Source organism: Stutzerimonas sp. 21-1, assembly GCF_056336065.1.
The window spans coordinates 2,359,471-2,381,947 of record NZ_CM150500.1 but is presented as its reverse complement, the minus strand read 5'-3'; the positions used below and the strand labels follow the sequence as shown (position 1 = coordinate 2,381,947).

General features: G+C 65.0%; 18 protein-coding genes. 1 reads left to right on the top strand and 17 read right to left on the bottom strand.

Features of this window, described 5'->3' with window-relative positions; translation table 11 throughout:
- Positions 1-7 precede the first annotated feature (7 nt).
- The 15 genes from nuoL to nirB all read right to left on the bottom strand — a co-directional run bounded on the left by nuoL (position 8) and on the right by nirB (position 18,500).
- Complete coding sequence (gene nuoL / locus AC0ZJQ_RS11515; protein ID WP_476476690.1) at positions 8-1,852, bottom strand: NADH-quinone oxidoreductase subunit L; 1,845 nt, start codon at positions 1,850-1,852, stop codon at positions 8-10.
- A complete protein-coding gene (nuoK, locus tag AC0ZJQ_RS11510) occupies positions 1,849-2,157 on the bottom strand; it encodes an NADH-quinone oxidoreductase subunit NuoK (protein WP_008570159.1) in 309 nt (102 codons plus the stop codon). The genes nuoL and nuoK overlap by 4 nt, the downstream gene beginning before the upstream one ends.
- Positions 2,158-2,160: 3 nt before the next feature.
- On the bottom strand, positions 2,161-2,661 hold the full coding sequence (nuoJ, locus tag AC0ZJQ_RS11505) for an NADH-quinone oxidoreductase subunit J (RefSeq protein ID WP_043297076.1): 501 nt from the start codon (positions 2,659-2,661) through the stop codon (positions 2,161-2,163).
- Between the two features lie 78 nt (positions 2,662-2,739).
- Entirely contained in the window at positions 2,740-3,288 is a 549-nt protein-coding gene (nuoI, locus tag AC0ZJQ_RS11500; protein WP_003289595.1) for an NADH-quinone oxidoreductase subunit NuoI, read from the bottom strand.
- A gap of 12 nt (positions 3,289-3,300) precedes the next feature.
- Positions 3,301-4,293, bottom strand: a complete 993-nt coding sequence (gene nuoH / locus AC0ZJQ_RS11495) for an NADH-quinone oxidoreductase subunit NuoH (protein ID WP_155550548.1) — start codon at positions 4,291-4,293, stop codon at positions 3,301-3,303.
- Positions 4,290-7,019, bottom strand: a complete 2,730-nt coding sequence (nuoG, locus tag AC0ZJQ_RS11490; RefSeq protein WP_165594618.1) for an NADH-quinone oxidoreductase subunit NuoG — start codon at positions 7,017-7,019, stop codon at positions 4,290-4,292. The genes nuoH and nuoG overlap by 4 nt, the downstream gene beginning before the upstream one ends.
- A gap of 128 nt (positions 7,020-7,147) precedes the next feature.
- Positions 7,148-8,500, bottom strand: a complete 1,353-nt coding sequence (nuoF, locus tag AC0ZJQ_RS11485) for an NADH-quinone oxidoreductase subunit NuoF (protein ID WP_314018963.1) — start codon at positions 8,498-8,500, stop codon at positions 7,148-7,150.
- Positions 8,497-8,991, bottom strand: a complete 495-nt coding sequence (gene nuoE / locus AC0ZJQ_RS11480; RefSeq protein WP_155550551.1) for an NADH-quinone oxidoreductase subunit NuoE — start codon at positions 8,989-8,991, stop codon at positions 8,497-8,499. The genes nuoF and nuoE overlap by 4 nt, the downstream gene beginning before the upstream one ends.
- A 1-nt stretch (position 8,992) precedes the next feature.
- Positions 8,993-10,774 (bottom strand): NADH-quinone oxidoreductase subunit C/D, encoded by a 1,782-nt coding sequence (gene nuoC, locus AC0ZJQ_RS11475; RefSeq protein ID WP_155550552.1) that lies wholly within the window; start codon positions 10,772-10,774, stop codon positions 8,993-8,995.
- A 69-nt stretch (positions 10,775-10,843) separates the two neighbouring features.
- A complete protein-coding gene (locus tag AC0ZJQ_RS11470; RefSeq protein WP_155550553.1) occupies positions 10,844-11,518 on the bottom strand; it encodes a NuoB/complex I 20 kDa subunit family protein in 675 nt (224 codons plus the stop codon).
- Between the two features lie 10 nt (positions 11,519-11,528).
- Positions 11,529-11,936 (bottom strand): NADH-quinone oxidoreductase subunit A, encoded by a 408-nt coding sequence (locus AC0ZJQ_RS11465; RefSeq protein ID WP_003289584.1) that lies wholly within the window; start codon positions 11,934-11,936, stop codon positions 11,529-11,531.
- Between the two features lie 173 nt (positions 11,937-12,109).
- The gene (cobA, locus tag AC0ZJQ_RS11460) at positions 12,110-12,907 is read right to left on the bottom strand and encodes a uroporphyrinogen-III C-methyltransferase (RefSeq protein ID WP_155550554.1); all 798 of its coding nucleotides are present in this window, start codon (positions 12,905-12,907) and stop codon (positions 12,110-12,112) included.
- 25 nt (positions 12,908-12,932) lie between these two features.
- On the bottom strand, positions 12,933-15,638 hold the full coding sequence (locus tag AC0ZJQ_RS11455; RefSeq protein WP_476476689.1) for a nitrate reductase: 2,706 nt from the start codon (positions 15,636-15,638) through the stop codon (positions 12,933-12,935).
- A 42-nt stretch (positions 15,639-15,680) separates the two neighbouring features.
- The gene (nirD, locus tag AC0ZJQ_RS11450) at positions 15,681-16,010 is read right to left on the bottom strand and encodes a nitrite reductase small subunit NirD (RefSeq protein WP_155550556.1); all 330 of its coding nucleotides are present in this window, start codon (positions 16,008-16,010) and stop codon (positions 15,681-15,683) included.
- Positions 16,011-16,034: 24 nt separating this feature from the next.
- Entirely contained in the window at positions 16,035-18,500 is a 2,466-nt protein-coding gene (gene nirB, locus AC0ZJQ_RS11445) for a nitrite reductase large subunit NirB (RefSeq protein WP_476476688.1), read from the bottom strand.
- Between the two features lie 474 nt (positions 18,501-18,974).
- Between nirB and AC0ZJQ_RS11440 the strand changes: the two genes are divergently transcribed.
- Positions 18,975-19,283 (top strand): class I SAM-dependent methyltransferase, encoded by a 309-nt coding sequence (locus AC0ZJQ_RS11440; protein ID WP_476476687.1) that lies wholly within the window; start codon positions 18,975-18,977, stop codon positions 19,281-19,283.
- Here the strand turns inward: AC0ZJQ_RS11440 and AC0ZJQ_RS11435 are convergent.
- Together AC0ZJQ_RS11435 and AC0ZJQ_RS11430 are read right to left on the bottom strand one after the other, a co-directional pair.
- Positions 19,270-20,943: a bifunctional protein-serine/threonine kinase/phosphatase gene (locus AC0ZJQ_RS11435; RefSeq protein ID WP_102829240.1), complete on the bottom strand. Its 1,674-nt coding sequence runs from the start codon at positions 20,941-20,943 to the stop codon at positions 19,270-19,272. The two genes, AC0ZJQ_RS11440 and AC0ZJQ_RS11435, sit on opposite strands and share 14 nt — an antisense overlap.
- Before the next feature lie 17 nt (positions 20,944-20,960).
- Entirely contained in the window at positions 20,961-22,172 is a 1,212-nt protein-coding gene (locus AC0ZJQ_RS11430) for an MFS transporter (protein WP_165594614.1), read from the bottom strand.
- Positions 22,173-22,477 lie beyond the last annotated feature (305 nt).

Here is a 22,477-nt window from a genome sequence, read left to right as displayed (position 1 = left end):
GGGCAATTCAGAGCAGGATGATGCCGAGCAGCAGCACGGCTCCGCCGACGATGGACAGGGCATACCAGCGCAACTGGCCGGTTTCGCTGCGGCTCAGGGCGGTGTGGCTGCCACGGGCGGTGCGCGGCACCAGACCGATGGTGGCGTCGATGGGGTCACGGGCGAGCAGGCGGCACAGCCACAGATAGGGCTGCACGAAAAGCTTGTCGTAGATCCAGTCGAAGCCCCACGCGGCGAACCACCAGGCGCTCAGCAGGCGTCCGGGTGCGCTCTGGGCGATGGACGTGACCAACCCGCGCTTGCCGAGGAACAGCGCTGCGGCGAGCAGGATGCCGGCGATCGCAACGGCGCCGGACAGCAGCTCTAGGCTGTGCTTGGCCTCGCCACCGGCATGGCCGACGCTCTCAGGCAGCACGCCGGCCAGCGGCGGGGTGATCAGCGCACCGACCACCGTGGAAAGCACGATCAGCACCGCCAGCGGCAGGTTGTGGGCGAGGCCACTTCCGGCATGCGCCTCGGTCTGCGGCTTGCCGTGGAAGGCAATGAAGATCAGTCGGAAGGTATACAGCGAAGTCAGGAAAGCGCCTGCCAGACCGGCATAGAGCAGCCCGTTGTGCCCGCTGGCAAACGCTTCCCAGAGGATTTCGTCCTTGGAGTAGAAGCCCGCGGTGATCAGCGGCAGCGCGGCCAGCGCGGCGCCGCCGACGATGAAACTGGCGTATGCCAGCGGCAGCTTCTTCCATAGGCCACCCATGCGGAAGATGTTCTGCTCGTGGTGGCAGGCGTGGATAACCGAGCCGGACGCGAGGAACAGCAGGGCCTTGAAGAAGGCGTGCGTCATCAGGTGGAAGATCGCTGCGTCCCACGCACCGACGCCAAGGGCAAGGAACATGTAGCCGATCTGGCTCATGGTCGAGTAGGCCAGGATGCGCTTGATGTCGGTCTGTACCAGCGCGGCGAAACCGGCCAGCACCAGCGTCACGCCGCCGACGATGCCGACCAGCTCGTGCACGTCAGGCGCCAGCAGGAACAGACCATGGGTACGGGCGATCAGGTAGACGCCGGCGGTGACCATGGTGGCGGCGTGGATCAGCGCGGACACCGGCGTCGGGCCCGCCATCGCATCGGCCAGCCAGGTCTGCAGCGGCAGTTGTGCCGACTTGCCCACTGCGCCGCCGAGCAGCGCCAGGGTGGCCAGGGTGATCCACAGATCGCCCTCGGCGAACTTCTGCGGCGCCAGCGCCAGCAGTTCCTGGATGTTCAGCGTGCCGAGCTGGACGAACAGAATGAACAGGCCGAAGGCCATGAACACGTCGCCGACACGGGTGACGATGAACGCCTTCAGTGCAGCATTGCCGTTCTTGCGCTCCTTGAAATAGAAGCCAATCAGCAGGTACGAGCAGAGCCCGACGCCTTCCCAGCCGAAGTACAGCAGCAGCAGGTTATCGCCCAGCACCAGCAGCAACATGCTGAAGATGAACAGGTTGGTGTAGGCGAAGAAGCGCGAGTAGCCCTCTTCACCGCGCATGTACCAGCTGGCGAACAGGTGGATCAGGAAGCCCACGCCGGTGACTACGCCGAGCATGGTCAGCGACAGGCCGTCCAGATGCAGGCCGAAGGACGCCTGTAGGTTGGCGACGTCCAGCCACTGCCATAGCTGCAGGGTGAAGACCCCTTCGGCCGGCGGCGTGGTCTTGAACTGCCAGATGATCCAGGCGCTGGTCAGCGCGCTGAGGCCCACCGAGCCGACGCCGATGGTCGCAGCAAGGTTCTCGGAAATCCGTCCGCGGGAAAATGCGAGCAGGAAGTAGCCGAGCAGCGGAAAAACGAAGGTCAGGAATAGAAGATTCATCCGTGCATCTCGCTTGCGGCATCGACATCGAGGGTATTGAAGCGGCGGTACAGCTGCAGCAGGATCGCCAGGCCGATGGCGGCTTCGGCTGCCGCCAGGGTGATCACCAGGATGAACATGATCTGCCCGTCCGCCTGTGCCCAGCGGCTACCGGCGACGACGAAGGCCAGACCTGCCGCGTTCATCATGATTTCCAGGCTCATCAGCATGAACAGGATGTTGCGCCGAACCATCAGACCGACCAGCCCGAGGCAGAAGAGGATCGCGGCGACCGCCAGCCCGTGTTCGAGAGGAATGCTTTGCATGAATTACTCCTTCGCCTCGTGACGGCCCAGGTGATAGGCCGCGATCAGCGCCGCGAGCAGCAGCAGCGAGGCCAGTTCGACCGCCAGCAGGTAGGGCCCGAACAGCGATACGCCGACTTCCTTGGGACCAACGCTGGTCAGCGCCAGCGGTGCGTTGCTCGGTTCGGCGAACAGCGCCCAAAGCAGCTGCAGCAGCAGCACACCAGCCAGCAGCGATGGGCCGATCCAGATCCGTGGTGTCAGCCAGGCCCGCTCCTGCTGGGCAATGGCTGGGCCGAGGTTGAGCATCATCACCACGAAGACGAACAGCACCATGATCGCGCCAGCGTAGACAATGATTTCCAGCGCACCGGCAAACGGCGCGCCGAGGCTGAAGAAGCACATGGCCACCGCCAGCAGCGAGACGACCAGGTAGAGCAGGGCGTGAACCGGATTCGTGCCGGTGACCACCCGCAGGGTGGACACCACCGCGACACCAGCGGAGAAATAGAACGCGAATTCCATGACGTCAGGTCCTCGAAACTGTGGCGTCGCTCGCCCATGAGGCGAGCGGGCGGAAGGAGCGGGGGCGCGGCGATACAGTCACGGCAGCAACCCCTTGACGTTGATCGGTTCGGCTTCGCACTGCGCGGCGCCTTTTGGCTTGCCGGCGATGGCCAGGCCGGAAACGCGGTAGAAGTTGTAATCCGGGTTCTTGCCGGGCCCGGAGATCAGCAGGTCTTCCTTCTCGTAGACCAGGTCCTGGCGCTTGTACTCGCCCATCTCGAAATCCGGAGTGAGCTGGATTGCGGTGGTCGGGCAGGCCTCCTCGCACAGGCCGCAGAAAATGCAGCGCGAGAAGTTGATGCGGAAGAATTCCGGATACCAGCGGCCATCCTCGGTCTCGGCCTTCTGCAGCGAGATGCAGCCTACCGGGCAGGCCACCGCGCAGAGGTTGCAGGCCACGCAGCGTTCTTCGCCGTCGGGGTCGCGGGTAAGCACGATGCGGCCGCGATAGCGCGGCGGCAGGTAGACCGGCTCTTCGGGGTATTGCAGGGTGTCGCGCTTGCGGAAGGCATGGCTGAACACCATCACCAGGCTGCGCAACTGGGTGTAGGTGCCGTGGAGCACCTCGCCGATGTACTTGAACATGAATTTTTCTCCTTACTGCGCGGCCAGCACGAGCGCGCCGGTCACCAGCAGGTTGAGCAGCGTCAGCGGCAGGCAGAACTTCCAGCCGAAAGCCATTACCTGGTCGTAGCGTGGCCGGGGCAGGGACGCTCGCAGCAGGATGAAGAGCATGATGAAGAAGCCGGTCTTGAGCGCGAACCAGAAGAACGACAGCCACGGCAGGGTATCGAGGAACGGCCCGTGCCAGCCGCCGAAGAACAGCGTGGTCAGCAGCGCCGAGATGGTCACGATGCCGATGTACTCACCGACGAAAAACATGCCCCATTTCATGCCCGCATATTCGACGTGATAGCCGTCGGCCAATTCCTGCTCGGCTTCCGGCTGGTCGAACGGGTGACGGTGGGTGACCGCGACACCGGCGATGAAGAAGGTCGCGAAGCCGAGAATCTGCGGGATGACGAACCACAGGTTCTCCTGCTGGTACTCGACGATGTCGCGCATGTTGAATGAGCCGACCTGGGCGACGATGCCCATCAGCGACAGGCCCAGAAACACTTCGTAGGACACCGTCTGCGCCGATGCGCGCAGGGCGCCGAGCAGGGCGAACTTGTTGTTGCTGGCCCAGCCGGCGAACAGCACCGCATAGACGGTGAGGCCCGCCATCGCTAAGAAGAACAGCAGACCGATGTTCAGGTCGGCCACGCCCCAGGTTGGTGTCACCGGCACGATGGCGAAGGCGATCAGCAGCGAGCCCATCGCCACCACCGGCGCCAGGGTGAAGATCGGTTTGTCGACGAACGGCGGCGTCCAGTCCTCCTTGAAGAACATCTTCAACATGTCGGCGGCGAGCTGGAACAGGCCGTAGGGGCCGACCCGGTTCGGACCGTAGCGATCCTGCCAGAGACCGAGCAGACGGCGCTCGACGAAGCTCAGCAGCGCACCGGCCACCACCACCACCAGCATGATGACGAGGGACTTGAGCACCTGGATGATCACGTCGATGATTTCGGGAGTCAGCCAGCTCATTGCGCAGCCTCCTGCAGGTTGCTGACGATCGCGCCCGCGAACGCTGCCGGCACGCCGGGCAGGCCGACCGGCAGACCGACCAGCCCGACCGCCAGGTCTTCGACGATACGCAGCGGCAGGTGCAGCTCATGTCCGTTGACCAGCAGGGCCAGACGTACACCGTCGTTGACGCCCAGACGCGCGGCCTCGGCTTCGTTCAGCGCCACATACGGTTGCGGAATACGTGTCTGGATCGGCGCGGCCAGTGCCGAGGTTTCGTCGCTGCCGAACAGGTGATACAGCGGCACGGCCTGCCAATGCCCCGGTTGCGGAGCGAAGGCAGCGGTCGGCGCGAACCAGGGCAGCGTAGCGCCGCGCGATTCGAGCAGGCGTACGCCCGGATCGCCGGCGCGCAGATGGCCGCCGACCTCGTCCTGGAACTTGTTCCAGGCCTGCGGCGAATTCCAGCCCGGCGACCAGGCGAACGGGATCTGCTGACGTGCCTCGGCCGAGCCGGAATAGCCTTCCATGGAGAAGGCGAACGGCGAGTCGATGTCTTGTGGCTGGCGCGGCTCGTGCACGCTGATGTCGGCACGCATCGCCGTGCGACCGCTGTAGCGAAGGGGCTCGCGGGCCATTTTCAGACCCTTGATGCGAAATTCGGCCTTCGGCGCCGCATCACGAATCGCGGCCAGCAGCGGATGACTGGAGGCACAGGCTTCGGTCGCCTGATCGAGGCGGGTCCAGTCCACCGGGCGATGCTCGCGGGTCGACTGCAGTGCATGCAGCCAACGCCAGCCTTCGCGGATCAGGATGCTGCTGTCGTAGTAGCTCGGCTCGAACACCTGGAAGAAGCGCTGGGCACGGCCTTCCTGGCTGACCAGGGTGCCGTCGCCCTCGGCGAAACTGGCGGCCGGGAGCAACAGATCGGCGCGCGCGGCGGTCTCGGTGTGCTGGTGATCGGCGACGATCAGCACGTGCGCGGCATCCAGCGCAGCGTCGACGTCGGCGCGTGCGGCGCGGCGGTACAGGTCGTTTTCCAGCACCAGTACGGCATCGGCATGGCCACTACGCAATGCCTGCAGCGCGGCGTCCACCGACTTGTCGGCGCGCTCGTCGGCCAGCAGCAGGGCCATGCCCAGGCTGTTGGCTTCGGCAGCCACCAGACTGATCGAGGCGTTCTTCTCGCGATTCTTCAGCGCCTGGGCGATGTTCGCTGCGGCCTTGAGCACGGCTTCGGAGCCGAGCGACGCGCCGGAGACGATCAGCGGGCGCTTGCCTGCGAGCAGGGCGTCGGCAATGCGTTGCGCCAGTTGCACCGCGTCGGCTTCCAGTCCGGTAACCGCTGGTGCGCTGGGGTCGATGGCGTGTGCGACGGCGAAGCCCAGTCGGGCCAGGTCGTCGGGCGCGGCCTGCACGCTTTCGGCGGCGACGTCGTCCAGGCGAGTCTCGCTGACGCAGGCGATGAACAGCGGGCTCAGTGCGCGCTGGGCAACGTTCTGCACGGCGGCCTGATGCCACTCGGGAATCTTCGCCGCGGCGGCGATTTCGGTGGCCTTGCCCTTGACGGCTTGGCGCAGTGACAGCGCCAGACGCGGAGCAGTCTGGGTCAGGTCCTCGCCGAGGACGAAGACGGCGTCGTGTTCTTCGATCTCGCGCATCGACGGCGTTGGCAGCGGGCCGTTCTGCAACAGCTCACGGATCAGCTGTAGGTTGTGCAGTTCCTGGGCGGCGATGCCGGAATAGAAGTTGTCCGCGCCGACCAGTTCGCGCAGCGCATGGTTGCTTTCCAGGCTGGCGCGCGGCGAGCCGATGCCGATCAGCCGACGACCGGCAAGCAGCGCGGCGGCCTTGTCCAGTGCGGCGTCGACGCCCAGCTGGACCTGTCCGGCACGCAGCAGCGGTTGGCGCGGACGATCCTTGCGGTTCACGTAGCCGTAGCCGAAGCGGCCGCGATCGCAGAGGAAGTAGTGGTTGACTGCACCGTTGAAGCGGTTCTCGATGCGGCGAATCTCGCCGTAGCGCTCACCGGGGCTGATGTTGCAACCGGCCGAGCACTGCTGGCAGATGCTCGGGGCGAACTGCATGTCCCACTTGCGGTTGTAGCGTTCGGAGTGGGTCTTGTCGGTGAACACGCCGGTCGGGCAGACCTCTACCAGGTTGCCGGAGAATTCGCTCTCAAGCACGCCGTCCTCGACGCGACCGAAATAGACGTTGTCATGCGCGCCGAACACGCCGAGGTCTTCACCGCCGGCATAGTCCTTGTAATAGCGCACGCAGCGATAGCAGGCGATGCAACGATTCATCTCGTGCGCGATGAACGGGCCGAGTTCCTGGTTCTGGTGGGTGCGCTTGGTGAAGCGGTAGCGGCGCTTGTTATGGCCGGTCATCACCGTCATGTCCTGCAGATGGCAGTGACCGCCTTCCTCGCACACCGGGCAGTCGTGCGGGTGGTTAATCATCAGCCACTCCACCACGCTGGCGCGGAAGGCTTTGGCTTCCTGGTCGTCGATGGAGATCCAGGTCTTGTCGGTGGCCGGGGTCATGCAGGACATCACCAGGCGGCCGCGGGTATCGTTTTCGTCGCTGTACTGCTTGACCGCGCATTGGCGGCAGGCACCGACGCTGCCCAGCGCCGGGTGCCAGCAGAAGTAGGGAATGTCGAGTCCGAGGGAGAGACAGGCCTGCAACAGGTTGTCCGCACCGTCGACCTCGTAGGCTTTGCCGTCTACGTGGATCGTGGCCATTTCTAGGTCTTCTCATCCGCTTGCGCGGGTCAGGCTAATAGGAAATCTGCTTCTGAGGCGGAGCGCTGAGGCTGACGGGCTGAATGCGCCTCGCGTCGAGCCTTTCGTGCTCCGCGTCGTTCAATTCTCTATGCCGGCTGCGTAGGCGCCTTCGCCTCTTGCGCGACGCCCGCTTCGAACTCGTGTCGGAAATACTTCACCGCGCTGCCCAACGGCTCCACCGCGCCTGGCGCGTGGGCGCAGAAGGTGCGGCCCGGTCCGAGGAAGTCGACCAGTTGCAGCAGCGTATCGATGTCCTGCCGGCTCCCCTGGCCGCGTTCGAGCGCGCGCAGGATCTTCACGCTCCACGGCAGGCCGTCGCGGCATGGCGTGCACCAGCCGCAGGATTCGCGGGCGAAGAACTCTTCCATGTTGCGCAGCAGCGAGACCATGTTGATGGTGTCGTCAACGGCCAATGCCAGGCCGGTGCCCATGCGCGTGCCGACCTTGGCGATGCCGCCGGCATACATCTGCGCCTCGAGGTGCTCGGGCAGCAGGAAGCCGGTGCCGGCGCCGCCGGGCTGCCAGCACTTGAGGCGGTAACCGTCGCGCATGCCGCCGGCGTAGTCTTCGAACAGCTCGCGGGCGCTGATGCCGAACGGCAATTCCCAGATGCCGGGATGCTTGACCTTGCCGGAGAAGCCCATGAGCTTGCTGCCCATGTCTTCGCTGCCCGGCCGCGCCAGGCCTTTGTACCAGTCCACGCCGTTGCCGATGATTGCCGGCACGTTGCACAGGGTTTCGACGTTGTTCACGCAGGTCGGCTTGCCCCAGACGCCGACGGCGGCAGGGAAGGGCGGTTTGGCGCGCGGGTTGGCGCGGCGGCCTTCGAGGGAGTTGATCAGTGCGGTTTCTTCACCGCAGATGTAGCGTCCGGCACCGGTGTGTACGAACAGCTCGAAATCGAAGCCGGAACCGAGGATGTTCTTGCCGAGCAGGCCGGCGGCCTTGGCTTCCTCGATGGCGCGGTTGAGGTTGTGCGCCGCATCGACGTATTCGCCGCGCAGGAAGATGTAACCGCGATAGGCCTTGAGCGCCCGGGCGCTGATCAGCATGCCCTCGACCAGAAGGTGCGGCAGCTGCTCCATGAGCAAGCGGTCCTTCCAGGTATTGGGTTCCATCTCGTCGGCATTGCACAGCAGGTAGCGGATGTTCTGTGCTTCGTCTGCTGGCATCAGGCCCCACTTGACGCCGGTGGGGAAGCCGGCGCCGCCGCGACCCTTGAGTCCGGAATCCTTCACCGTCTGCACGATGTCGGCCTGGGCCATTTCGGCCAGCGCCTTGCGCGCGGCAGCGTAGCCGTTCTTCTGCTGGTATTCGTCGAGCCAGACCGGCTGACCGTCGTCGCGCAGGCGCCAGGTCAGCGGGTGGGTTTCCTCGTTGCGCGCCACGCGGTTGGCCGGGCCGAGGGAGGCGAGCATTTTCGTCGTGCTGCGCGTCATGGGTAGGCCTCCAGCAGGGCGGCGACGCCTTCGCTGCGCACGTCGCCGAAGGTGTCATCGTCGATCATCAGTGCCGGGGCCTTGTCGCAGTTGCCCAGACAGCACACCGGGATGAGGGTAAAGCGGCCGTCGGCGGTGGTCTGACCCGGTGCGATGCCCAGCTGACGCTGCAGTGCCTCGAGGATCGATTCGTGGCCGCCGATGAAGCAGGTCATGCTGTCGCAGACGCGGATGATGTGGCGACCCACCGGTTGACGGAAGATCTGGCTGTAGAAGGTAGCCACGCCCTCGACATCGCTGGCGGGAATGCCGAGCAGCTCGCCGATCGCATCGGCGGCACCGTCCGGCACCCAGCCGCGGGCCTTCTGCACGATCTTCAGGGCTTCGATGGAAGCCGCGCGCGGGTCTTCGTAGTGGTGCATCTCATGCTCGATGGCCGAGCGTTCGGCTGCGCTGAGGGCGAAACGGTCAGTCTGGATAAGCGTGCTCATATCAGCGGTCCACGTCGGCCATGACGAAATCGATACTGCCCAGATAGGCGATGAGGTCCGCGACCATGCTGCCGCGGATCACGGCCGGGATCTGCTGCAGGTGCGGGAAGCTCGGCGTGCGAATGCGCGTGCGATAGCTCATGGTGCTGCCGTCGCTGGTCAAGTAATAGCTGTTGATGCCCTTGGTGGCCTCGATCATCTGGAAGCTCTCGTTGGCCGGCATCACCGGCCCCCACGATACCTGCAGGAAGTGCGTGATCATGGTTTCGATGTGCTGCAGCGTGCGTTCCTTCGGCGGCGGCGTAGTCAGCGGGTGATCGGCTTTGTAAGGACCTTCGGGCATGTGTTTCAGGCACTGCTCGATGATGCGCAGGCTTTCGCGCATCTCCCCCATCTTCACCAGGCAGCGGTCGTAGGCATCGCCATTAACCGCCAGCGGAACCTCGAACTCGAAATGCTGGTAGCCCGAGTAGGGACGTGCCTTGCGGATGTCGAAGTCGCAGCCTGTAGCGCGCAGGCCAGCACCGGTGGTGCCCCACTCCAGGGCCTCCTTCGTGTTGTAGGCAGCCACGCCTTTGGTGCGGCCGATCAGGATGCTGTTCTTCAGCGCGGCCTTTTCATATTCGACCAAGCGTTTGGGCATCCAGTCGAGGAATTCGCGTACCAGGCGGTCCCAACCGCGCGGCAAGTCATGCGCCACACCGCCGATGCGGTACCAGGCCGGGTGCATACGGAAACCGGTGATGGCCTCGATTACCTGGTAGGCGCGCTGGCGGTCGGTGAAGGTAAAGAACACCGGCGTCATGGCGCCAACGTCCTGAATATAGGTGCCCAGGTACAGCAGATGGTTCTGGATGCGGAAGAACTCCGCCATCATCACGCGGATGAAGTCGACGCGGTCCGGCACCTTGATGCCGGCGAGTTTTTCCACGGCCAGCACGTAGGGCAGGTTGTTCATCACCCCGCCGAGGTAGTCGATACGGTCCGTATAGGGAATGAAGCTGTGCCAGCTCTGGCGCTCGGCCATCTTCTCGGCGCCGCGATGGTGGTAACCGATCTCCGGTACGCAATCGATGATTTCCTCGCCATCGAGTTGCAGGATGATGCGGAAAGCGCCGTGCGCCGAGGGGTGGTTCGGGCCGAGGTTGAGGAACATGTAGTCCTCATGAGGGCCGCTGCGCTTCATGCCCCAGTCCTCGGGCTTGAAGCGTAGGGCCTCCTGCTCCAGGTCCTGCTTGGCGGCGGTCAGGCTGTAGGGATCGAACTCGGTCGCGCGTGCCGGGTAGTCCTTGCGCAGCGGATGCCCTTCCCAGGTCGGCGGCATGAGCATGCGCGCAAGACGAGGATGTCCGGTGAAGTCGATGCCGTACATGTCCCAGACTTCGCGCTCGTACCAGTTGGCGTTCGGCCAGACACCGGTAGCAGTCGGCAGGCTGAGATCCTTCTCCGACAGTGCGACCTTGATCATCACGTCGCTGTTACGCTCCAGCGACATCAGATGATAGAAGACGCTGAAGTCCGCGGCGGGCAGCCCCTGGCGCTGGGTGCGCAGGCGCTCGTCGACACCGTGCAGGTCGTAGAGCATCACGTAGGGTTTGTGTACCTGGCGCAGGAAGCCCAGCACCTCGATCAGGCGCTCGCGTGGCACCCAGAGGACCGGCATGCCAGTGCGGGTGGGCTGCACGGTAAAGAGGTCGGCGCCAAAGCGCGCATTCAGTTCGACGACGATATCCTGGTCGTCAGCCTTGTAGGGCGGGATGTACAGAGCGCTGTCTGCAGTCATGATCTCGGTCGCTTTCGGTCAACGTTGGGGTGCGAGCAGACCTTCCCGCGAGGGAAGGCGGAAGCTGGATCACACGTCGTCGGGGCTGCGCAGGTTGGTTACCTGGATACGCTGTTCGCGTCGCTGTTCTTTCTGCGAAGGCATTTCGGCACGGTAGATGCCTTGGTCGCCAACGACCCAGGACAGCGGGCGGCGCTCCTTGCCTATGGAGTCCTGCAGCAGTTGCAAGCCTTGCAGGAACGCCTCGGGGCGGGGCGGGCAGCCGGGTATGTAGACGTCCACGGGGAGGAACTTGTCGACCCCCTGAACGACCGAGTAGATGTCGTACATACCACCGGAGTTGGCGCACGAACCCATGGAAATGACCCACTTGGGCTCGAGCATTTGTTCGTAGAGACGCTGGATGATCGGCGCCATCTTGATGAAGCAGGTGCCGGCGACCACCATGAAATCGGCCTGGCGCGGCGAGGCTCGGATTACCTCGGCACCGAAGCGGGCGATGTCATGTGGTGCGGTGAAGGCAGTCGTCATCTCCACGTAGCAGCAGGACAGGCCGAAGTTGTACGGCCACAGGGAGTTCTTGCGCCCCCAGTTGACCGCATTGCTCAGCACGTCTTCCAGCTTGCCCATGTAGATGTTGCGATGGACTTGTCCTTCTAGCGGGTCGGCAACAGTCTCCTGCTGGCCGATCGGATAACGGTCGATGACCGCATCCGGATCGATCCGGGTAAGTTTGTATTGCATGTGAAGAGCCTCATTGTTTTAGCTTCGCCTGTCGCTCGCGACGGCTTGCAGGCGCCCAATCGAGCGCCCCAACCCGCCAAAGGTAGACAAGACCCGCCAACAGAATTGCTATGAATACGGTAGCTTCAATGAGGCCCGCCCAGCCGCTTTCGCGCACTGATACGGCCCAGGCAAAGAGATAAAGGGCTTCAACGTCGAAGATCACGAAGAGCATCGCGACCAGATAGAATTTTGCGGAGAGTCGCAGGCGGGCGCTGCCAGTGGGGACGATGCCGGATTCGAAGGGTTCGTTCTTGGCACGGCCCCAGGCTTTGCTGCCCAGCAGGCTGGAGGCGCCGAGCATGAAAGCGCAAAGGGCGATGACACCAAGAAGAAATACTGCGAAGCCCCAATTGTGGGACAGAGCTACATCAGGCATGCCGGGCCCCTTTAACGGAACGGCTTGAATAAGTCCAGCTTGCGACAGCGACCATGCGTCGCAACTCCTAATGGCCGGGCATTCTATGCGTCTGCAAAAATTAAGTACATGTTTCTGTATGAAACTTATTGAGGTTTTCTCTAGCTTTAATTGATTTCATCAATGCTCGCAGCTTAGTTCGACATCATCCGCACCAAGCCGTCTGGGGCGCGTGCCAGCTTCGAATTACGATGGTGGTCGGCGCGAGAAAAAGCGCTGTCGCTACTTCTTGCTGCGACTTCGCCGATCACGAGAATCGCAGGACTCTTCAGCTTGAAGGTCAAGGCGTCGCGGCACATGTCGGCGAGGCTGGAGCGGCATTCGCGTTGCTGCGGTAGTGAAGCGTTCTCGATCATCGCCACTGGTGTACCGGCGGAAAGTCCGCCCTCCAACAGCCCGGCCTGCACCTGTTCCAGCTTGCTCACACCCATGTACACCACCAGCGTGGTGCCGCTTTTCGCCAGCGCCTGCCATTCCGGACTGCTGTCGTCGAGCGTGTGCGCTGTTACCAGGGTGACGCCGCGGGCGACGCCGCGCTGGGTCAGCGAGATGCCGCACTGGGTGGCTCCGGCCAGGCCGGCGGTGATGCCGTTGACCAGCTCGACCTCTATGCCGCGTGCCGCCAGCCATTCGGCTTCTTCGCCACCGCGACCGAAGATGCATGGATCGCCACCCTTGAGGCGCACCACACACTTGCCCTGACGGGCGTAGCGCAGCATCAGCCGGTGAATGAAGGCCTGCGGCGTCGAGCGGCAGCCGCCGCGCTTGCCCACCGGGATGATGCGAGCGTTGGGGCAGTGTTCAAGCACGGCGGGGTTGACCAGGTCATCGATCATCACTACCTGTGCTTCGCCCAGTGCGCGTACGGCCTTGAGGGTCAGCAGCTCCGGGTCGCCAGGGCCGGCGCCTACCAGCCAGACTTTTGCGCTCATAGGGTAATCCTCGTCTTGGTTGGTATCAGAGAAGTGCGCGTTCCGGCTGGCTGGCCAGCAGACGCTTGATTTCGGGCACGCAGGAGCCACAGCTGGTGCCGCAGCCGAGCTCCTGCTTGAGGCCGGTCAGATCGAGACCGCGCTCGATGCCTGCACGGACCTTGTTCTGGCTGACGTTCATGCAGTTGCACAGAGTACGGTCGGTGCTGATGGTCGCGCCGCCAGGTGGCGCGCTGAGTGGAGCCAGCAGCCAGCGACGCAGTTCGGCGTCGGCGCTGCCGCTTTCCCAGAGTCCGCGCAGCCACTGCCGGGCGACGGTCTCGCCGGCCAGGCGCAACGCGACGATACGGCCTTCCTCGATGCGTACGCGCTTGCCGACCGCGCGACGCGGGTCGTCATAGGCCAGCACCGGGCCTTCGTCGAGGCCGAGCAGGCTGTCGATGGCGTCCAGCTCGGCAGCCGTTGGCGCCGCATTCCGGGCGGCGCGGATCAGCAGTGCCGAGCGTTCGCGCCCGCCGAGGCTGAAGCTGGCGTAGTCGAAGGTTTCGAACAATGGCCGCAGCGCCTCGAAGCGTCGCTGCACATCGCCTTCAACCAGCGCAAAGAACTGCCAGGGCAATTCGACCTGTTCGACTTCGATGCCGGCGTGCTTGAGTTCCGGCTGCTTCGACAGCGGATCGACGCTGGCCAGAGTCAGTACGTTGCTGCCCAGCCCCTTGAGAAAGCGGTCGCCCCAGTGCATCGGCAGGAAGGCCTGGCCGGCACGCAGGCTGTCGTCCTTCTGCACCGGCAGGATCAGGCTGCCGCGACGGCTTTTCACCGTCACCAACTGGCCGTCCAGCAGACGCCGGCGACGCATGTCATCGGCGTTCATGCCGAGCAGTGCTTCCTCGACATGGCCGAACAGCCGCGCGGCGGTGCCGGTGCGGCTCATGCCGTGCCATTGATCACGCAGCCGGCCGGTATTGAGCGTCAGCGGATAGCGCGCCTCGCGCTTTTCCTTCGGCGCCTGGTAGTGCTCGGCGATGAAGCGCGCACGACCAGTGGCAGTGGGAAACACACCGTCACCATACAGCCGCGCGGTGCCCTGTTGGCTGCCCGGCGGGAATGGCCACTGCTGCGGACCGAGGGTGTCGATCAGTGCGTAGCTCAGGCCGCTGTAGTCCAGATCGCGGGCCGCGGTAAGCGGCTTGTACTCCTCGAACAGCGCCTCGGCATTCTCGAACGCGAACAGGCTCGGCTCGCCGGGGCGCAGGCGACGTTCCAGACGTCGGGCGAAATCGCAGGTGATCGCCCAGTCCGCACGGGCTTCGCCGGGCGCCGGCACAGCGCGACGCACATGGCTGATGCGGCGCTCGGAGTTGGTCACGGTGCCTTCCTTCTCGCCCCAGCTCGCGGCCGGCAGCAGAAGGTCGGCGTAGCGGCAGGTTTCGGTCGTGAAGAAGGCTTCCTGCACCACGACAAAGGGGCAGGCGGCCAGGGCCTCGTGGACGTTCTGCTGGTCCGGCAGCGACTGCGCCGGGTTGGTGCAGGCGATCCACAGCGCCTTGATCTTGCCGGCGCGCACCGCCTCGAACAGCTCGATGGCGGACAGTCCAGGCTGCTTGGGCAGCTGCTCGACACCCCAATAGCCCGCCACTTCGGCACGGTGTTCGGCATTGGTCGCGTCGCGGTGTCCGGGCAGCAGATTGGACAGGCTGCCGGTTTCGCGGCCGCCCATGGCATTCGGCTGGCCGGTGAGCGAGAAAGGCCCGGCACCCGGCTTGCCGATCTGTCCGGTGGCCAGGTGCAGGTTGATCAGCGCGCTGTTCTTGGCGCTGCCGGCGGTTGACTGATTCAGCCCCATGCACCAGAGAGAGAGAAAAGCTGGAGCGCTTCCAATCAGCCGTGCACAGGTTTGCAGATCATCTACCGAGATGCCGCAGAGGTCGGCGACCATCGCCGGGGTGTAGTCGCGCACCAGGCTTTTCAGCGCATCGAAGCCTTCGGTATGGGCATCGATGAAGCGGCGGTCGATCCAGCCTTCCCACATGAGGATATGCAGCAGGCCGTGGAACAGCGCGACATCGGTGCCGGGCAGGATCGGCAGGTGCAGGTCGGCCAGCTCGCTGGTGTCGGTGCGCCGCGGGTCGATGACGATGAGGGTCATCTCCGGCCGCTTCGCCTTGGCTTCTTCCAGGCGGCGGAACAGCACCGGATGGGCGTAGGCCATGTTGCTGCCGGTGATCAGCAGGCAGTCGGCCTGCTCGATGTCCTCGTAGGAGCAGGGCGGGGCGTCGGCGCCCAGGCTGCGCTTGTAGCCGACCACCGCCGAGGACATGCACAGCCGCGAGTTGGAATCCAGGTTGTTGGTGCCGACCAGCGAGCGGGCCAGCTTGTTGAAGGCGTAGTAGTCCTCGGTGAGCAACTGGCCGGAGACGTAGAAGGCGACGCTGTCCGGGCCGTGCTCGCGGATGGTCTCGGCGAATACGCTAGCCGCGTGCTCCAGCGCGCTGTCCCAGTCGGTGCGGCTGCGCGCCAGGCTCTTGCCCAGGCGCAGCTCGGGGTAGAGCGCGCGAGCGTCCAGATCGCCGGTCAGGTGCAACGTCGAGCCCTTGCTGCACAGCTTGCCGAGGTTGGCCGGATGGCTGGGGTCGCCAGCCACGTCGAGGATGCGCTCGCCGTCGTGCTCGATCAGCACGCCACAGCCGACTCCGCAGTAGCAGCAGGTCGAGGCGGTTGTCATACGCATGGCGTCGTCTCCTGGAAAAAGGTGCTGGTCAATTGCGCGTGTTCAGGCCGCGCATTCCTTGCGTGGGTTCAGCGAAAGCTGTACACGCCCGTTCTCGACGCGCGCCGCGTGACGATGGGCGCAGCCGACGTCCGGGGCCAAGGCCTCGCCGCTGGCCAGATCGATCTGCCAGTTGTGCAGCGGGCAGGCGACCTGCTTGCCGTAGATGATCCCCTGCGACAGTGGCCCGCCCTTGTGCGGGCAGCGATCGTCGAGGGCGAAGACCTGATCGTCCGCGGTGCGGAATATCGCAATGTCACCCTTGGGGCTGGCGACGATGCGCGAGCCGAGCGGGTTGATTTCATCCAGTGCGCAGATATCGAGCCAGTTCATGCGGTGTCTCTCCAGATCAGGTGCTCAGGCGTTTTCCAGCTGCTTGACGGCGATGCGGTCGAATTCCTTCTTTAGCTGCGGCTTGGAGAGCTGCTCGTGCCACGGGTCCTGCTCGAAGGAGAGCGAGAACAGCAGCCGCTGATGCAACGCCTTGCGTCGCTCGGCGTCGTCCAGCACGGCCTTCTTGATGTGGTCCATGCCGACGCGCTGCATGTAGTGCACGGTGCGCTCAAGGTAGAAGGCTTCTTCGCGGTAGAGCTGGAGGAACGCCAGGCTGTATTCCATGACGTCTTCGGCGCTCTTCACCTTGACGAAGAACTCGCCGGCCTCGGTCTTGATGCCGCCGTTGCCGCCGATGTACAGCTCCCAGCCGGAGTCCACGCCGATGATGCCGACGTCCTTGATGCCGGATTCGGCGCAGTTGCGCGGGCAGCCGGAGACGGCCAGCTTGACCTTGTGCGGCGACCACATGTTGAAAAGGGCGTGTTCCAGGTCAATGCCCATCTGCGTGCTGTTCTGCGTACCGAAGCGGCAGAACTCGCTGCCGACGCAGGTCTTCACTGTGCGGATGGATTTGCCGTAGGCGTGGCCGGAAGGCATATCCAGGTCTTTCCAGACACCCGGCAGGTCTTCCTTCCTGATGCCCAGCAGGTCGATGCGCTGGCCGCCGGTGACCTTGACCATCGGCACCTGATACTTGTCCGCCACATCGGCGATGCGCCGCAGCTCGGCGGCATTGGTGACGCCGCCCCACATCCGCGGGATGACCGAGTAGGTGCCGTCCTTCTGGATGTTGGCGTGGGCGCGCTCGTTGATGAAGCGCGATTGCGGGTCGTCCTTGGCTTCGCCCGGCCAGGTGGAGATCAGGTAGTAGTTCAACGCCGGCCGGCAGGTGGCGCAGCCGTTTGGCGTGCGCCAATCCATGAAGGCCATGGCCGCCGGGATGCTGGTCAAGTGGTGCTCGCGAATGGCCTTGCGCACCTGACCGTGGTTGAGGTCGCTGCAGCCGCAGATGGCCTTCTCGCTCTTCGGCTTGACGTCGGCGGCGCCGCCCACGGTATTGATCAGAATCTGCTCGACCAGCCCGGCACAGGAGCCGCAAGAGCTGGCGGCCTTGGTGTGTTTTTTCACCTCGTCCACCGAGAACAGCCCGTGTTCCTGGATCGCCTTGACGATGGTGCCCTTGCACACACCGTTGCAGCCGCACACTTCCATATCGTCGGGCATGGACATGGCCTTGCTCTGGCCCTGGTGACCAGCGTCGCCGATGGCGCCTTCGCCTGAGCCGGCCGCACCGAACATCAGATGGTCGCGGATCTGCGCGACGTTCTGGCCCTCGCGGACCTGGCGGAAGTACCAGCCGCCATCGGCGGTGTCGCCGTAGAGGCAGGCGCCGACCAGTACGTCGTCCTTGATCACCAGCTTCTTGTAGACGCCGCCGATGGGGTCGGAGAGGGTGATGGTCTCGGTGCCGTCGCCGCCGATGAAATCGCCGGCCGAGAACAGATCGATGCCGGTGACCTTGAGCTTGGTCGAGGTCACCGAGCCCAGATAGCGGGAGAAGCCGAGCATGGCCAAGTGATTGGCGCAGACCTTGGCCTGTTCGAACAGCGGCGCGACCAGGCCATAGGCGATGCCGCGATGGTTGGCGCATTCGCCGACAGCGTAGATGCGCGGGTCGTAGGTCTGCAGGGTGTCGTTGACCAGAATGCCGCGATTGCACGGGATGCCGGCCTGTTCGGCCAGTTCGCTGTTGGGGCGGATGCCGGCGGCCATCACCACCAAGTCGGCGGGGATCACTTCACCGTCCTTGAACTTGACCGCGCAGACCCGGCGTTCGCCGTTGTCGAGCAGTTCGGCGGTGTGCTTCGGCAGGAGAAACTTCAGGCCACGGCTTTCCAGCGCGCTCTGCAGCAGGGTGCCGGCGGTCTTGTCGAGCTGGCGTTCCATCAGCCAGTCACCGATGTGCACCACGGTGACGTCCATGCCCCGCAGCTTGAGGCCGTTCGCCGCTTCCAGGCCGAGCAGGCCGCCGCCGATGACCACCGCGTGTTTGTGGGTTTTGGCTGTTTCCATCATCACCTGGGTGTCGGCAATGTCGCGGTAGCCGATTACGCCCTGCAGGTCCTTGCCGGGAATCGGCAGGATGAACGGGCTGGAGCCGGTGGCGATGAGCAAGCGGTCGTATTCCGCCTCGCTGCCGTCATCGGCGATGACCCGGCGTCTGACGCGGTCGATCTTCACCACCTTGCGGTTGAGCATCAGGCGGATGTCGTTCTCGGCGTACCAGTTCAGGTCGTTGAGCACGATCTCTTCGAACTGTTGTTCGCCGGCCAGCACGGGCGAGAGTAGGATGCGGTTGTAGTTGGGATGCGGCTCGGCGCCGAACACCGTGATGTCGTAGAGGTCGCGGGTGAGCTTGAGCAGCTCCTCCAGGGTTCGTACGCCGGCCATGCCGTTGCCGATCATCACCAGTTTGAGTTTCTTCATGCCCGTTCTCCGTGCCAGCTGCCGTCCGGCCTGCTCGAAATTTTTCAACAACAAAAAAGGCGTCCCACCGGTTATCCGGTGAGGACGCCTTTGTCCGTGTCCCGCTCGATCGGGAAGCCAGGCTCTCGTCGTTGAGGGGCTGGCGCTATGTTCGCTGGTGATTGGTATAGCAGATGCCATGCCAATTCGTCGCGAGCCGTAAATGCCGGTGAAGGCGGGCGCGAGAGGGATCTGTGCAGCTGCCGGACGCACCACGGCGAGGCCTTATGCGCGCTGCTGGTGCGCCCTTGTTGTAGCGGAGCGCCGATTGACAGGCGCGCGGCCGCTTGCATAAAGTCGTGCCCATGCGCCGATTTAGTCAGCTACTTGCGGGGCGCCGGGAACCGAGAGGTTTCGAAATACCGCTAAAGCGCTGGTTCCGGTGAAGCCTCCCACCGCTGCCCAGCGGAACTCGTGAGGCGGAATCTCCAAAGCATGAACGCAACGCACGCACAGCTACGCCTGGCCCCGATCACCAGCGGCCTGATCCGTTCCAATCCCAAGGTTCTTCTTGGCGGCGCTCACCAGCCGTCCCTGTTGCGCTACCTCGATGGCTGGCCGCGGCGCAACAGTCGCTCGCGTGCGCTGCTGGTGCAGTTCGCCGGTGCCGATGAGTCGCTGGCGCGCTTCGCCGACGACAGTTTCGACCTCGCGGTGATCCAGTCGCCTTCGCCGGACAATCTCGACGAATGCATCTGCGAACTGACCCGCGTGGCGCGGCAGGGCTTGATCACCCGTCGCTGAGCAGCACCAGCCACAACAGCAGATTCGCCAGCAACGAGAGCAGCGCCAGGCCACGCCAGACTTTCAGCGGTTCGCGCTCCAGCCAGGGGCGCGGGCGCTCCGGCGTAGCCAGACATTCCCCCTGTTCGAGGCGCAGCAGCCATTGCTCGGCGGTTTCGAAGCGCTGTTGCGGATCGGCGGCGACCGCCTGCGCCAGCATTGCTTCCAGCCATGTCGGCAGGTCCGGGCGATAGCGGCCGAGCGGCGTCGGCACGCCGAAGCGGCGGTGCTGAAAGGGTTCGATTTCACCGTACGGAAACTGTCCGCTGAGCAGGTAATAGAGGGTGACGCCGACGGCATAGAGATCCTGGGCCACGCTCGGCGCGGCGCCGGCAAACGCCTCGGGGGCGAGAAAACTCGGTGTGCCGGGCAGGCTGCCGGGTGCATGGCGTGACAGCCCCGGGCAGAACGCCAGGCCGAAATCGAGGATGCGCAGCTCGCCGTCGTCGCCGATGTGCAGGTTCTCCGGTTTGATGTCGCGATGCAGGATGTTGCGTCGATGCAGCAGGCCCACCGCGCGGATCAGTTGCGTGGCCAGCGGCAGCCACTCGTCCAGATTCAGCGGACCGGCTTGCTGCACGCGCTCGGCCAGCGTCTGGCCGGCGTATTCACGCTGCACGTAGTACAGCTGCTGGCGTTGTGGCAGCGGGTGCAACTGGGCGACGCTGCGTGCGGCGGCGCGACGCATGAACCACTCCTCCTGCAGCAGCGCCGTCGCCGCCTCGGGGTCGTCCCGCCGAGTCGCCGGCAGGGTTTTCAGCAGCCAGGCCTGGGCCTGCTCGTCGCGCACGCGATACAGCAGCGACTGGCGCGACGTGTGCAGCAGGCTTTCCACCCGCCAGCCTTCGAACAGCTGGCCGGTGCGTAGCGGCGGCGGCAACGGCCAGTGCGGCAGCTGCGCGAGGGCGTCGGCCAGCACTGCGTCGGGCAGGGCGTCGATGCGCAGCAGCAGGGCGCTGGCGTTGTCCTGGCTGCCGTTGCGATGGGCCTGCTGAATCAACGTGCGAGCCGCCACGTTGAGATCCGGCTGTTCGCCCAGCAGTCGCGCGATGGTGCGCTCGTCGACGCTCGCCCAGACGCCATCGCTGAGCAGCACGAAGCAGTCGCCGACGTGCAGCTCGCCGTCCAGATAGTCCATCCGCAGATGCTGATCCAGCCCCAACGCGCGCTTGAGCACGTGCTGCATGCCGGCCTGTTCCCACACGTGGTCTTCGGTCAGCCGCTGCAGCTGCCCGCCCTGCCAGCGATAGGCGCGGCAGTCGCCGATATGCGCGAGGGTAAAGCGCCGGCCGCGCAGCACCAGCGCGGTGAGTGTCGTCAGCAACGGCTGGCCGCCGCCACTGGCCTGCAGCCAGCGGTTGTGCGCGACCAGCACGCGGTCCAGCGCCTGGGCCACTGCCCAGGTTTCCGGGGTGGCGTAGTAATCCAGCGCCAGCGCCTGCAGCGTCGCCCGCGCGGCCAGCCCACCGTCGGTGCACTGGCTGACGCCGTCGGCCAGGGCAAACAGGCAGCCCTTGCTGGCAGCCAACCCGGGCAGCGGGGTCGCCACGCGGATGGCGTCCTGGTTCTCTTCACGCGGGCCGGTGGCGCTGGCTTCGCCGAAAGACAGTTGTAAAGACACGGCAACCTCCGGCCGCGCTAGACCCGCGCGGCGGTTACGGCCGCCGAGCCCCAGGTGGTGCGCCAGCGGCGCTTGACGCCCTGCAGGCCGAACCAGGCCACCACACCGAGACTGGCGAACAGCCACAGGCCGAGCTGGTAATCGCCGGTGGACTGCTTGACCGCGCCGAGCCCGGCGGTGAGCAGGAAACCACCGATACCGCCGGCCATGCCGACCAGCCCGGTCATCACACCGATCTCCTTGTGAAAACGCTGCGGCACCAGCTGGAACACCGCACCGTTGCCGGCGCCGAGGCTGAGCATGGCGACCACGAACAGCGCCAGCGCAGCCGTGGCACTGGGCAGGTTGAAGCCCACCGCGGCGATACAGATCGACGCCACGGTGTACATCACCAGCAGTGCGCGGATGCCGCCGATGCGGTCGGCCAGGGCACCGCCGAGCGGGCGCAGCAGGCTGCCAGCGAACACACAGGCGGCGGTGTAGTAACCGGCCTTCACCGGGTCGAAGGCGTACTGGTCGTGAAAGTAGCCGGGGAGGGTGCTGGCCAGGCCGAGGAAGCCGCCGAAGGTCACGCTGTAGAAGAACATGAACCACCAACTGTCGCGGTCGCCCAGCGCCTTCAGGTAGTCGGCGACGGATTTCGCTTTGGGCCGGTTGGGCGCGTTTTTCGCCACGCTGGCAAAGATACCGAGCGTCAGCACCAGCGGGATCAGCGCCAGGCCGAACACATTGTTCCAACCGAACATCGACGCCAGCACCGGCGCGAACAGCGCCGCCAGCACGGTGCCCGAGTTGCCTGCGCCGGCGATGCCCATCGCCTTGCCCTGGTGTTGCGGCGGATACCACTGCGAGGCCAGCGGCAGCGCCACGGCGAACGAAGCGCCGGCCATGCCGAGGAACAGACCGAGCAGCAAAGCCTGCTCGTAGCTGCGGATGCCTTGCAGCCAGGCCACTAGCAGTGCGCCGATCACCACGATCTGGCCCAGCAGGCCGGCGCTCTTGGGCGAGGTGCGGTCGGCCAGCATGCCGAGCATCAGGCGCAGCACCGCGCCGGAAAGAATCGGCGTGGCGACCATGAAGGCACGTTGCTGGGTGGTCAGGCCCAGGTCCGCGGCGATCTGCACGCCGAGCGGGCCCAGCACGTACCAGACCATAAAGCTCAGGTCGAAGTAGAGGAAGGCGGCAAACAGGGTCGGCGCATGGCCGGCTTTCCAGAAACTCGTGTTCATCGTTCGGCTCCAGTTCGGAAGGCGCGGCGGCGCTGCCGTCGCGCATGAGGCGGTTGCTTCGTGGCCCCGACAGCGGGGCGGAAACGACAAAGGCGCCGCAGCACACCTGCCGGAACAGGGTGATGCGACGCCTTTGTCGGGGTCGGTAGCCGCCGTTGGTTACCGTTGCAGAGCGTTGAGCAGAAAGCGTGCCAAGCGCTGGAGCGTGCTGTGGCGCGGCGTGCGGGCAACGCTGGTGGCCGGTTTGCGTGGCCGACGCGCGCTTATGGCGCATGCTGGGTGCAAATCGGGGCGCTGACGCACGG